A 13,115-nucleotide genomic window follows, 5' to 3' on the forward strand; every position below is an offset into this window, starting at 1 on the left:
TCGACTACTCGGTCGGAAGGTTCGTGCCCGGATCCTCATTGCGCGGCACGTAGGTGTGCTCGACGTTGAGCTCGAACTCCCGGCGACGGCGGATCACGCTCGGCTTCACCCACCGCCAGCTGAACCAGACGACGAGGATGATCGGGATGGAGATGATGATCGTCCACAGCCCGATCGAGTCACCGGACGCGACGAGGACCACCACGAGCAGCAGGAACGCGAGGGTCAGCCAGTTAGAGTACGGGGCCAGCGGCATCCGGAACGAGGGGCGTTCGAACTCGCCGCGCTCGGCCTTCTTCTGCATCCTCATCTGCGCGACGATCATCGCACCCCAGGTGAGCACCAGCGTCACGGAGGTCATGTTCATCGCGATGTCGAAGGCCCGGCCGGGGGCGACGTAGTTGATGATCACGCCGATGACGACGACGAGGCTGGTCAGCACGATGCCGCCGAACGGGACGCCGCGTGAGTTCATCCGGCCCAGGGCCTGCGGTGCGGATCCGGCGTGCGCCATCGTGCGGATGACGCGGCCGGTCGAGTACAGGCCGGCGTTCAGCGACGACAGGGCGGCGGTGATCACGATGAGGTTCATGACATCGCCCATGTGGGAGATACCGACCTTCGAGAACACCGTGACGAACGGGCTCTCGCCCTCATCGTATTCCGTGTAGGGCAGCAGCAGCGCCATGACGAGGACGGATCCGCAGTAGAGGACCAGGATGCGCCAGATGACGTTGTTGACGGCCCGGGGCATCTCCTTCTCGGCGTGCTGGGTCTCGCCGGCGGCCGTGGCGATGACCTCGATACCGAGGTAGGCGAAGAAGACACCCGAGGTGACGACCGCCAGCGGCACGACACCCTCCGGGAAGATGCCGCCGTTGTCGGTGATGTTCGACAGGCCGGGGATCTCGCCGCCGATCTCGTGTCCGGTGAAGATGAACCACAGGCCGGTGACGAGGAAGACGACGATCGCCGCGACCTTGACGAAGCTGAACCAGAACTCCACTTCGCCGAACACGCCGACGCCGATCATGTTGAACAGCACCACGACGACCAGCGATATCAGCGCCAGCACCCACTGCGGGACCGAATCGAAGATCCCCCAGAACTTGAGGTACAGGGCGACGGCGGTGGTGTCCGCGATGCCGGTGATGGCCCACTGCAGGAAGTAGTTCCAGCCCAGCAGGTAGGCGGCCCGCTCGCCGAGGAACTCGCGGGCGTAGGAGACCACACCGCCCGAGCTCGGCCGGTGCATGACCATTTCACCGATGGCGCGCAGGACGAGGAATCCGAAGAATCCGCAGACCGCGTAGGAGATGAACAGCGACGGACCGGCGTCATGCAGTCGGCCGCCGGCGCCGAGGAAGAGTCCGGTACCGATGGCGGAGCCGATGGCCATCATCTGGATGTGCCGGTGTTTCAGGCCTTTCCGGTACCCTTCCTGGTCACCGGTGAGGAACGACGGTGAGCCGCCGGTTGTCTCTGGTTGTGTCACGGTGGTTGTCCTCTTGTCTTGTCAACAGCCGGTGAAAGTCATTCACCCGACTCCCCTGCCAGACACCGCCGGGGCCGGGGCCGACAGATGTCAGGCCCCGGCCCCGGCGGCAGCCCGTCGGAGGGAATGTGGTTGTGGTTGCTTTCCAGGTACAGACGTTACCGTCGTCACCGTCAGTCGGCGACAGCGACCCTCACAACATCGACGGAGCAGCCGTCGCCGGTGTCGTGGGCGAGATCCTCCCCCACGACGACGGAGTAGCTGGTGGCCAGCACCTCACCGGCGATCGTGGCGATGTGCTCGTCCGCCCACGCGCGCCGCTCGGCCGGCACCGACAGGGTCAGCACGATCCGGTCCGAGACATCGAAGTCCTCGGTCCGCCGGGCGTCCTGGATTCCGCGGATGCGGTCCGCGGCCCAGCCCTCCGCCTCGAGCTCCGGGGTGAGCGTCATGTCGAGTACGACGAGGCCCTCGGTCCCGGGGATCTCGGCGGTCTGATCGGGGTCGACGGCGACCAGCCGACGGGAGAATTCGCCGTCGACCAGGGCGATGCCGTCGGCGGTGACCGTCCCGGCCTCGTCCACGGTGTAGTTGCCGGATTTCACGGCCTTGATGACCTTCTGGACGTCCCGGCCCAGCCGCGGCCCGGCGACCCGGGCGTTGACGACGACCTCGAAGCGTCCGACGGAGCTCACGTCATCGGTCAGGGCGACGTCCTTGACGTTGACCTCGTCCCGGATGATGTCGGCGAACTCCGCCAGGCGCCCCGAACCGGGCAGTGCGACGGTCAGCCGCTGCAGCGGCAGGCGGTTACGCAGCTTGTGGGCCTTACGCAGCGAGGACGCCGCGGAGCACACACTGCGCACCTCGTCCATCGTGGCGACCAGGTCGGCGTCCGCCGGGAACTCGTCGGCGTCGGGCCAGTCGGTCAGGTGCACCGAGCGGCCACCGGTCAGGCCGCGCCAGATCACCTCGGTGGTCATCGGCAGCAGCGGGGCGCTGATGCGGCACAGGGTCTCCAGCACCGTGTACAGGGTGTTGAAGGCGTCGGGGTGTTCCTCGTCCCCGGCCCAGAACCGGTCGCGGGACCGCCGCACGTACCAGTTGGTCAGGGCGTCGCAGAACTGCCGGATCTCATCGGTCGCCGCGGCGATGTCCGTGGCGTCCAGCGAGGTGGTCACCGCAGTGACCGTGTCGTGGAGCTTGGCGAGGATGTAGCGGTCCAGAACGTTCGTCGGCGCCTTGTCCCCCACGGCACGCTCCGCGGGCCTGTGCGCGTAGAGCCGCAGGAACGAGTAGGCGTTCCACATCGGCAGCATCGCCTGACGGACGCCCTCGCGGATGCCCTGTTCAGTGACGATGAGGTTGCCGCCACGCAGGATCGGCGAACTCATGAGGAACCACCGCATGGCGTCCGAACCGTCGCGGTCGAAGACCTCGTTGACGTCGGGGTAGTTGCCCTTCGACTTGGACATCTTCAGGCCGTCGTCGCCGAGCACGATGCCGTGGGAGACGACCTTCTTGAACGCGGGACGGTCGAACAGTGCGGTGCCCAGGACGTGCAGCAGGTAGAACCAGCCGCGGGTCTGCCCGATGTACTCGACGATGAAGTCGGCGGGGCTGTGGCTGTCGAACCAGTCCTTGTTCTCGAACGGGTAGTGCACCTGGGCGAACGGCATCGAGCCCGAGTCGAACCAGACGTCGAGGACATCCGACACGCGCCGCATGGTGGACTTCCCTGTCGGGTCGTCCGGGTTGGGGCGGGTGAGTTCGTCGATGTACGGCCGGTGCAGGTTGGTCGGCCGGACGCCGAAATCGGCCTCCAGTTCATCGAGGGACCCGTAGACGTCGATGCGCGGGTAGGCGTCATCGTCGGAGACCCACACCGGGATCGGCGACCCGAAGTAGCGGGAGCGGGAGATGTTCCAGTCCCGGGCCCCCTCGAGCCACTTGCCGAACTGGCCGTCCCGGATGTGCTCGGGGATCCACTCGATCTGGTCGTGGTTGAGCTCGACCATCCGGTCGCGGAACTTCGTGACGGACACGAACCAGCTGGGCAGCGCCATGTAGATCAGCGGCTCGCCGGACCGCCAGGAGTGCGGGTAGGAGTGCTCGATCGTCTGGTCACGGACGATCCGGCCCTTCTCCTTGAGGTCGCGGATGATCTGGCGGTTCGCGTCGAAGACCAGCTGACCCTGGTAGTCGGGCACCAGCGAGGTGAACTTGCCGTCCATGTCGACGGGGATCACCACGTCGATGCCGGCGGCGTTGCAGGTGTTCATGTCGTCCTCACCGAAGGCCGGGGCCTGGTGGACGATACCGGTGCCGTCCTCGGTGGTGACGTAGTCGGCGGCGAGGATGCGGAAGGCACCCTGCCCCGCGCGGTCGGCGAAGTAGTCGAAGGGGGGTGTGTAGGTCAGGCCGACGAGCTGCTCGCCGGTGAATTCACCGAGCACCTCGGCCTTCTCGCCGAGCTCCCTGGCATAGGCGCCCTGCAGGTCCTTGGCGAGGAGCACCTTCTGTCCGGCGACCGCTTCCGCTCCGTCGTCACCGACCCGCACGAGCACATAGGTCACCGTGGGGTTGACCGCCAGGGCCAGGTGCGAGGGCAGGGTCCACGGGGTGGTCGTCCACGCCAGCGGGGCGGCGTCCGCCAGTTCGGGGTGCGCGGCGAGCGTCTCGACCGCCGCGGTGCCCGGGTAGGCGCCGGTCAGCGGGAAGGTGACGGTGACGGTCGGGTCCTGCCGCATCTTGTAGGAGTCGTCGAGCCGGGTCTCCTGGTTCGACAGCGGGGTGTGCTCGGCCCACGAGTACGGCAGCACACGGAAGCCCTGGTAGATCAGCCCCTTGTCGTAGAGCTGCTTGAAGGCCCAGATCACGGACTCCATGTAGGTCAGGTCCATGGTCTTGTAGCCGTTGTCGAAGTCCACCCACCGGGCCTGACGGGTGACGTAGGCCTTCCACTCGTCGGTGTAGCGCAGCACCGACTTCGCGCAGTAGTCGTTGAAGGCTGCCAGGCCCATGTCCTCGACCTGGCCCTTGTCCTTGATCCCGAGCTGCTTCTCCGCCTCGAGCTCAGCGGGCAGGCCGTGGGTGTCCCAGCCGAAGACGCGCGGGACGTGGTAGCCGCGCATCGTCTTGTAGCGCGGGACGATGTCCTTGACGTAGCCGGTCAGCAGGTGACCGTAGTGCGGCAGGCCGTTGGCGAAGGGCGGGCCGTCGTAGAAGATGTAGTCGGGCGCGTCCTCACGGTTGGTGAGGGACGCCTGGAAGGTCTGGTCGTCCTCCCAGTACTTCAGGACGTTCTCCTCCATGTGGGGGAACGAGCTGGTGCCGTCCGTCATGTCGTGACGGGGGTAGGCGCCGCCGGCGGGGGTGGTCATCGCGGACTCCTCAGGGTCATCATCGTCTGGGTCCGCGGGGACGTGCCCACCCCGGCAGGTCCGCCGGTGGTGGGACGCGGTACCACCCCGCTTGGAGATTCCCGCCGACCGCCGTCCGGGCGGGACTCCCGCTTCGTTGACGGCGTGACGTGCCGCATCCGCCCGGTTCTACTGGGGACCACGGTTCTCACCGGGTCCGGTTCTTCCGGAGACGCTCCCCGGTGATGGCCGGATCAGTGCGCGATGACCGGCCCACCGCGGCGGCGGTGGGCCGGGACCGGGGAAAGTATAACTCCCCTACCGTCGCCTCAGGATGATGAGGTCGACGATGAACAGGATGATCCCCACCGCGGCCACCACGATGCAGATCCACGCCCACAGCATCGAGCCGGCCCACAGGGCCACGAGAAGCGCGATGAATCCGAGGAGGGCGAGGAGCAGCGAGACAGCGAGCATCGGCGGGGACCTTCTCCTACTTGTCGTCGAAGTCGACGTTGCCCTGCGGCGCAGCCGTGTTCCGGCTGTTGAGCTCGTCGAGCTGGGACTCGAGGAACGTCTTCAGGCGGGTCCGGTACTCGCGCTCGTAGGTGCGCAGCTCGTCGATGCGGCCCTCGAGGGCCGTCTGCTGCTTCTTGATCGTCGACATGATCTCGGTGTGCTTGCGCTCGGCGTCCTTCTCCAGGGCGTCGGCCTTCTCCTGGGCCTGGCGGACCTGGGCCTCGGACTGCGCGGTGGCGTCCGCGATCAGGGTGGCCGACTTCTGCTTCGCGTCGGCGACCATCTTCTCGGAGCTCTGCTTCGCCTCGGCGAGCTGCTTCTCGGAGGAGGACTTCGCCTCGGCGAGCTGGGTCTCGGAACGCTTCTTGGCGTCGGCCAGGGTGGCCTCGGCCGAGGAGTTCGCGTCCTTGACGATCCTGTCGGCCTCGGAGCGGGCGTCGCTCAGCATGGCCTGCGACTGGTCCTTCGCGTCACCGGTGAGGCGGTCGGCCATCTCCTGTGCCAGCGACAGCACGCGTGCGGCCTGCATGTGGGTCTCCGGCGTTGCGGTGCCGTCCGGTCCGGTGACCGGTGCGGCCGCCGCGGCGGCCTGCGGCTGGGCGGACGCCGCCGCGGCATCGGAGGATGCGGCGGCGCCGGACTTCCGGGCCTCGGCCGCGGACTTCTCTGCGGCGGTGGCGCGGGCCTCCGCAGCGGAGGTGGCCTTCTTGGCCTCGGCGAGTTCCTTCTCCAGGTCCGCGACGCGGGCCTTGGCGTCGGAGGCGGCCTTCTCGGCGTCCTTGAGCGCGGCCTTCGTCTTGTCGAGTTCCGCGCGGTCGACGGAGTCCGCGGAGCCCGTCGAGCCGGCGGCGGCAGCTGCGGCCGCCGGGGCGGCGGAACCGGCACCCTGCTCCCGCAGCTCGGTGTTCTCGTCCTGGAGCTCAGCGAGAGTGTCTTCGACGAGATCGAGGAACTGGTCTACCTCGTCCTCGTTGTAGCCACGCTTGCCGATCGGCGGCTTGCTGAAGGCCACGTTGTGAACGTCAGCGGGAGTCAACGGCATCGGTAGTTCCCTTCACAGTCGGATAATGTCTCGCCGGCTCTCGCCAGCGCATTGTCTTGGTCGATCGTAACAACTGACTGCAACAGTACAGGTTCACGGTCAACCTGATGTGCAATCTTTACGGCCTGTTATACCGCACCGAGTTTCCCACCGGCAACAACAGACAGCTGGAACCGCAGTAATTATCATCCTTCACAGTGCCATCATCCCTGCTAGGCGGCGGCAATACCTGCGCTCTGCACAATTCCGGTGAGGATCGTCAGAATGAGGAAAAGCACCAGGACCGAGAGATCCAGGGCCACCCCACCCAACCGCAGCGGCGGGATCAGCCGCCGCAACGGCTTGATGGCGAAGTCGGTGAGGACGAACAGCGGTTCGGCGATCACGGCGAACCACCGGGGCGGGGTCCAACGGCGGGAGAAGGACTGGATCATCTCGATGATCACGCGCCCCAGCAGGATGTACCAGTAGAGGCGCAGGACCAGGGCGACAGCGAACAGAGCAACGGCCACAGCGGCTACCGGTCCCCCGCCAGCTTGGCGTCCAGGTCATCCAGGTGTCCGCGGTCGAGTGTGACATCGGCCGGCACCAGGACGAAGCTGCGGAAACCACCCAGCTTCTTCAGGTCGCCGGCGAGTCCCTTGGCCAGGCCCGCCGAGAAATCGAGCACCCGGGTCGCCTCCGCCTTCTCCATACCGGAGAGCGAGAAAGCCACCACGTCGCCGGTGCGGAAGGCGTTCGCCAGGTTCCCCGCCTCCCGGAACTCGCTGATCTTCACGACCACGAACCGGGGTTCGACCGACGCCGGCGTCGCCGGCGTCGTGGCGGAGTACAGACCACTGCGGGGGTGGCGGTCCTCCCCCTCGTAGCGGGACGCCGCCTCCGGACGCCGGTACGCGTCCTCCGGCTCCCGGGCCGGCGCGCCGTAGCGGCTTGACGGGCGCGCCTCCCGGGTCTCGCGTGGCTCACGCACGGCGTGCGTGTCACGCGGATCCTCGGCCGGTTCCCGGTGGTCCCGGCGGCCCCTGTCGTCCCGGTCGTCATCGAACTCGTCGTAGTGGTACGGATCCTCGTAGCTGTCGACACTGCCCAGCCCGAAGAAGTCCTTCATTTTCCCGGTGATGCCTTCTGCCATGGTCCTCACTCTCCTTCATCGTGGTGTTCTCGGTAGCCCGCGCGGTAGCCTTCTCCACCCTGGTACTGCTCTCCACGGTACCGGCCCGCCGTCTCCGGCGGCGACGGTGACACGCAGGGCACCAGTCAGCGTCTCGTCCGCCGGGGTCAGGGCATCCAGACCACGGCGGCCTGACGCCCGGTGGTGCCGTCGCGACGGTAGGAGAACAGGCTCTCCTCCGCCAGGGTGCTCCGCGGATCGGCGTCGATCATCGTCACACCGCGTTCCATGAGCTGGCGCAGCAGTCCGGCCCGGAGGTCGAGCCCGGTGGTCCCGGTCGACGTCCGCGTCCGCGACCCCGGCAGCCGCTCCTCGACGTCCCGCGCCATACTCTCCGGAATCTCGTAGTCGGTGCCCGCGATCGCCGCACCGAACAGGACATGGACACGGGCGGGCACGGCTCCCAGCCGCTCCATCTCGTCGAGGGTGCGGGCGAGGATTCCGTTGCGGGCGCCGAGGCGTCCGGCATGCACGGCGGCGACGACCCCGGCGTCCTCGTCCGAGAGCAGGACCGGCACGCAGTCGGCGGTGAGCACCACCAGTGCCGTCCCGCGAAGTGTGGTCACGAGGGCGTCGGTCACCGGCACGGGGCCGCCGGCGAGTCCGTCGAGCAGCTCCTGCGTCACCTCCGTCACCGTCGGCGAATGCACCTGCTCCATGTACACCATCCGGTCCTCGGGCAGGCCGAGGAGACCGGCGAGCCGGGTCCGGTTCGCGGCGACCGCCGTCGGGTCGTCACCGACGTGGTCCCCCAGGTTGAATGACCCGTACGGGCCCTCGGAGACGCCGCCGGACCGGTCGGTCACGACCTTCCGGACGCGGCGCTCAGCACCGTCGGCGGGACTCTCAGAAGAACGAGGGGAGGTCAAGGTCGTCCTCTCCGTCATCGTCGCGGCGGTCCCGCTCCGGGCTGCTGAACAGGCCGGAGCTCTCGTTGCCGTTGCGGCGCTGCGCGAAGCTGGCCGGCACCTCGGCCTCACGGTTGTCGCGGTTGTCCCGGTTCTGCCGCTCACGGGGCTGCGGGGCGTCCGCGCCGTCGAAGATGCCCTGCTGCTGGCGCTCCTGACCACCCTGGTCGGCCTGCCGTTCCGGCCGCTGGGTCTCCGACGGTTCCGGTGCCCGGTGCTGGCCGGGACGCTGCGACTGGGCCGGGGTCACGTTCGGCGAATCGTCGAAGCCGGTGGCGATGACGGTCACCCGCACCTCGTCGCCGAGCTGTTCGTCGACGATGGTGCCGAAGATGATGTTGGCGTCGTCGTCGGCGAGTTCCTCGACGATCGAGGCGGCGTCGTTGACCTCGAACAGGCCGAGGTCGGAGCCGCCCGCGAAGGACAGCAGCACACCCTTGGCACCCTTCATCGTCGTCTCGAGCAGCGGTGAGTTGATCGCCATCTCGGTGGCCTTGCGGGCGCGGTTCTCACCCCGGGCGAAACCGATGCCCATGAGCGCCGACCCGGCGTCCGTCATGACCGAGCGCACGTCGGCGAAGTCCACGTTGATCATGCCGGGGGTCGTGATGAGCTTGGTGATGCCTTCGACACCTGAGTGCAGGACCTCGTCGGCCTTGCGGAAGGCGTCCATGAGCTGGAGGTCCTCGTCACCCATCTTCAGCAGACTGTCATTGGGGATGACGATGAGCGTGTCACAGACGTCGCGGAGCTGTTCGATACCCTCGAGGGCCTGCCGGGTGCGGCGCTTGCCCTCGAACTGGAAGGGGCGGGTCACCACACCGACGGTCAGGGCACCCTGCTTCTTGGCGATCTGCGCGACGACCGGCGATGCGCCGGTACCGGTGCCGCCACCCTCACCACAGGTGACGAAGACCATGTCGGCACCCTCGAGCGCCTCCTCGATCTCCTCCTTGCCGTTCTCGGCCGCGCGACGGCCGACCTCCGGGTTCGCACCGGCTCCGAGCCCGCGGGTCTCCTCGCGGCCAATGTCGAGCTTCGTGTCCGCGTCGGTCATCAGCAGGGCCTGCGCGTCGGTGTTGATGGCGACGAACTCCACGCCCTGCAGGTTTGCCTCGATCATGCGGTTGACGGCGTTCACGCCGCCGCCGCCGACGCCGACCACCGTGATGTTGGCGAGGTGGTTGTCGTAGTCGCTCATGGCCTGTGCTCTCACTTTCCTGTCTGCTGAATGCCCCGGATTTGTCTTGCTCATTGTGGTGGACACCGCCGGACTTTCCCGGAACATTTCCGGCGGCGTGTCGTATCCCTCAATGAAAGGTTTAGAGTTATTCTCGCACCGACGGGAGCCCGGGATTGGAGACATTCCACCGGGCTCCCTTTCTGGTCAGCACGACCCGTGTCGCCTCGGCCTTGTCCGCGGCACGGTCAGCGGAACCCCAGTACACTTCCCTGCCCTCCGGGAATTTCAGGAGGACGTCGTTGGCGCCCTGGGCGTCCGCGCTCTCGACCTGATCGTACAGGCCCTGATCCAGCTGCCGGACGGCGGCGAGGGCGCCGGCGGCGGCGGACACCGCACCCTGGTCGTCGGCACGCGCGGTGATCTTCTTCACCCCGTCGGGCGTCACACCGCGCAGGAACAGCCGGCCGTCCGCGTCGACGACGGCGGGGTCCCCACCGTCGTCGAGGACGCCGACCGCCTCATGTTCGGTCACGTCGATGCGCACCGTCGACGGCCAGGACCGGGACACGGTCACGCTGTCGGTCCAGGGCAGCCGGGAGACCCCGGAGGCCGCGGCCGAGGTGTCCAGCCGGGCCAGGTTCTGGCCCTCCTGCACCCCGGAGGCGTCCCGGACCTCGTCGGCGGTGAGGTTGTGCGTCCCCTCGACCTCCACCGAGCGGACGTGCAGCAACGGGCTGACGTACACCACCAGGGCCGCGATGACCACCACGACCACCACGGCGACGGGGATGAGCCACCGGCGGCGTGTCCGACGTGTCCCGGCCATCTCCCTCACTCCCCCAGCCGGTGCAGGATCTCGTCGGCGAGCATCGTCACGGTGCCGGCGCCGACCGTCAGCACGATGTCACCGGGCCGGACGATCTCCGCCACCCGGTCCGGCGCATCGGAGAACCGCGGCTCGAAGACGACCGGGGTGGTCATCTTCGAGGTGATGATGCGCGAGTCGACCCCTTCCACCGGGTCCTCCCGCGCGCCGAAGATGTCGAGGACGACCACCGAGTCGGCCAGATCGAGGGCGGCGGCGAACTCCGTGGCGAAGTTGACGGTCCGTGAGTACAGGTGCGGCTGGAAGACCACGATGACCCGGCCGCCGCCGCGGGCGTCGACCTTGGCCCGGGCGGCGGAGAGCACGGCACGGACCTCCGTGGGGTGGTGCGCGTAGTCGTCGTAGACCTCCACACCCCCGACCTCGCCGTGGAACTCGAAACGGCGGCGCACCCCCTCGAAGTCGCCGATCCCGTCGGCGACGGACTGCGGGTCCGCGCCGACGAGCACGCCGGCGAGCAGTGACGCGGCGGCGTTGAGCACCATGTGGTGCCCCGGGGTGTGGACCGTCAGTTCGACGACCGGTGCGCCCGGGACGCCGTCGAGCCGTACCCGGGCCCGCGACCCGCCGTCCGGCAGCGCCGCCGATTCCAGGACCACGGCCCCGGCGGGCACCGACGGATGTGCGGCGAGCGCCGCCTCCGCCCCGTACCCGAACACCCGGACACCGTCGGCGAGCGGAAGCTCCCCGGCGGCGGCGCGTTCGGCGAGTTCGGCGGCGCCGTCGTCCTCCACACAGGCCACCAGGGCGCCGCCGTCCCTGATCCGGCCGGCGAACTCGCCGAAGACGGCGTGGTAGGCGGCCTCGGTGCCGTAGTAGTCCAGGTGGTCCGCCTCGATGTTCGTCACGACCGCCACGGTCGGCGAATAGGTGAGGAAGGAGCCGTCGGACTCGTCCGCCTCGGCGACGAAGACGTCTCCGGTGCCGTTGTGGGCGTTCGTCCCGGCCCGGTTCAGCTGGCCGCCGATCGCGAACGACGGGTCCAGCCCGGCGGCCTGCAGTCCCACGACCGCCATCGACGTCGTCGAGGTCTTGCCGTGTGTCCCGGAGATCAGCACCGCACGGGAGTCCGCCATGAGCAGCGCGAGCATGTCGGACCGCCGCAGCACCGGGATTCCCCGTTCGCGGGCGGCGACGAGCTCCGGGTTGTCCTGCGGGATCGCGGCGAAGGAGGTCACCACGGCATCCGGTGCCCCTCCGGCCAGGTCCAGGTTCTCCGCGCGGTGGCCGACGCCGATGACGGCGCCGGCCGCGCGCAGCGCGAGCACGACCCGCGACTCCTTCATGTCCGAACCGCTGACCGCCACGCCCCGGTCCAGCAGGATCCGCGCGATGCCCGACATGCCGGCACCGCCGATCCCCACCATGTGGACCCGCTGGAGCCGGTCGGCCGACACTCCGTTGATCTCGTTCATTTCTTCTCCGTCGCTTCCTCGATGACGATCTCCGCGATGCGCGCGGCCGCGTCCCGGTGCCCCGCCCGGGAGGCGGCGGCCCCGGCCTTCTCCAGCCGGTCGGCGTCCCGCAGCAGCGGGACGACCTCGCGGGCGACCCGGCGGGCGTCCAGTTCGGCGTCCGGCACGATCGACCCGCCGCCGGCCTCGACGACCGGCCGGGCGTTGAGTTCCTGCTCCCCGTTGCCGTGCGGCAGCGGGACGTACACGGCCGGCAGTCCGCAGGCCGAGATCTCCGCCACCGTCATCGCACCGGACCGGCACAGCACCATGTCCGCGGCGGCGAGGGCCAGATCCATCCGGTCGATGTACGGTACCGCGACATACGCCGGGGCGCCGGGGGTCTGGGCGACCTCCACCGAGTTCTTCCGGCCGTAGGCGTGCAGGACGCCGATCCCGGCGTCCGCCAGGGTCGGCGCGGCACCGGCGACCGCGGCGTTGATCGACGCGGCGCCCTGGCTGCCGCCGGTGACGAGCAGCACCGGCGCGTCCTGGTCGAGGCCGAAGAAGTCACGGGCCTCCCGGCGCAGCCCGGCCCGGTCGAGGTCGAGCAGGCTCCGGCGGACCGGGATGCCGACCACCTCGGCCCCGGGCAGTCCGGAATCCGGGACGGCGGCGAGCGCGCGGCCGCCGAGTTTCACCCCGAGCCGGTTCGCCATGCCCGTGCGGGCATTGGCCTCGTGGACGACGACCGGGATCCCCGCGGACCTCGCCGCGAGATAGGCCGGGCCGGAGACGTAGCCGCCGAAGCCGACGACGACGTCCGCGTCCAGACGACGCAGCGTCCGGCGCGTCTCCCACAGTGCCCGGACCAGACGGAACGGGAACGTCAGGAGATCCTTGTTCACCTTGCGGGGCACCGGGACCGGCGGGATGAGGGACAGGTCGAAACCACGCTCTGGCACCAGGCGTCCCTCGAGGCCGCGTTCAGTGCCCAGGGCGGTGATCCGGGCGTCCGGCCGGGCCGCCCGCAGCGCCTCACCGACGGCCAGTGCGGGTTCGATATGCCCGGCGGTCCCGCCGCCGGCGAGGACGATCGAAAGGGGTGCCGGGGTTGCCCGGGACGGGGTACTGGTCTCACTGGTCACAGTT

The 13,115-nt window shown here is 68.8% G+C and carries 11 protein-coding genes; all 11 read right to left on the bottom strand.

What is annotated here, in order from left to right; genetic code table 11:
• Positions 1-4 precede the first annotated feature (4 nt).
• The 11 genes from FSW06_RS03985 to murG all read right to left on the bottom strand — a co-directional run bounded on the left by FSW06_RS03985 (position 5) and on the right by murG (position 13,111).
• Positions 5-1,495 (bottom strand): amino acid permease, encoded by a 1,491-nt coding sequence (locus tag FSW06_RS03985; RefSeq protein ID WP_010122222.1) that lies wholly within the window; start codon positions 1,493-1,495, stop codon positions 5-7.
• A 173-nt stretch (positions 1,496-1,668) separates the two neighbouring features.
• Complete coding sequence (gene ileS / locus FSW06_RS03990) at positions 1,669-4,878, bottom strand: isoleucine--tRNA ligase (RefSeq protein WP_010122224.1); 3,210 nt, start codon at positions 4,876-4,878, stop codon at positions 1,669-1,671.
• Positions 4,879-5,175: 297 nt separating this feature from the next.
• Positions 5,176-5,334, bottom strand: coding sequence for a hypothetical protein (locus tag FSW06_RS14445; protein WP_010122226.1), 159 nt, complete (start codon positions 5,332-5,334; stop codon positions 5,176-5,178).
• Positions 5,335-5,350: 16 nt separating this feature from the next.
• On the bottom strand, positions 5,351-6,418 hold the full coding sequence (locus FSW06_RS03995) for a DivIVA domain-containing protein (RefSeq protein ID WP_029450182.1): 1,068 nt from the start codon (positions 6,416-6,418) through the stop codon (positions 5,351-5,353).
• 212 nt (positions 6,419-6,630) lie between these two features.
• Positions 6,631-6,930 (bottom strand): YggT family protein, encoded by a 300-nt coding sequence (locus FSW06_RS04000; RefSeq protein ID WP_010122230.1) that lies wholly within the window; start codon positions 6,928-6,930, stop codon positions 6,631-6,633.
• A gap of 5 nt (positions 6,931-6,935) precedes the next feature.
• On the bottom strand, positions 6,936-7,553 hold the full coding sequence (locus FSW06_RS04005) for a cell division protein SepF (protein WP_010122231.1): 618 nt from the start codon (positions 7,551-7,553) through the stop codon (positions 6,936-6,938).
• 146 nt (positions 7,554-7,699) lie between these two features.
• A complete protein-coding gene (pgeF, locus tag FSW06_RS04010; RefSeq protein ID WP_050802045.1) occupies positions 7,700-8,461 on the bottom strand; it encodes a peptidoglycan editing factor PgeF in 762 nt (253 codons plus the stop codon).
• A complete protein-coding gene (gene ftsZ / locus FSW06_RS04015; protein WP_010122235.1) occupies positions 8,439-9,701 on the bottom strand; it encodes a cell division protein FtsZ in 1,263 nt (420 codons plus the stop codon). The genes pgeF and ftsZ overlap by 23 nt, the downstream gene beginning before the upstream one ends.
• A 127-nt stretch (positions 9,702-9,828) precedes the next feature.
• Positions 9,829-10,509, bottom strand: coding sequence for a cell division protein FtsQ/DivIB (locus FSW06_RS04020; protein WP_010122237.1), 681 nt, complete (start codon positions 10,507-10,509; stop codon positions 9,829-9,831).
• A 5-nt stretch (positions 10,510-10,514) separates the two neighbouring features.
• Positions 10,515-11,984: a UDP-N-acetylmuramate--L-alanine ligase gene (gene murC / locus FSW06_RS04025; RefSeq protein ID WP_010122239.1), complete on the bottom strand. Its 1,470-nt coding sequence runs from the start codon at positions 11,982-11,984 to the stop codon at positions 10,515-10,517.
• Positions 11,981-13,111 (bottom strand): undecaprenyldiphospho-muramoylpentapeptide beta-N-acetylglucosaminyltransferase, encoded by a 1,131-nt coding sequence (gene murG / locus FSW06_RS04030; RefSeq protein ID WP_010122241.1) that lies wholly within the window; start codon positions 13,109-13,111, stop codon positions 11,981-11,983. The genes murC and murG overlap by 4 nt, the downstream gene beginning before the upstream one ends.
• Positions 13,112-13,115: the final 4 nt, after the last annotated feature.

It is taken from the genome of Corynebacterium nuruki S6-4 (genome assembly GCF_007970465.1).
GTDB classification, from domain to species: Bacteria; Actinomycetota; Actinomycetes; order Mycobacteriales; family Mycobacteriaceae; genus Corynebacterium; species Corynebacterium nuruki.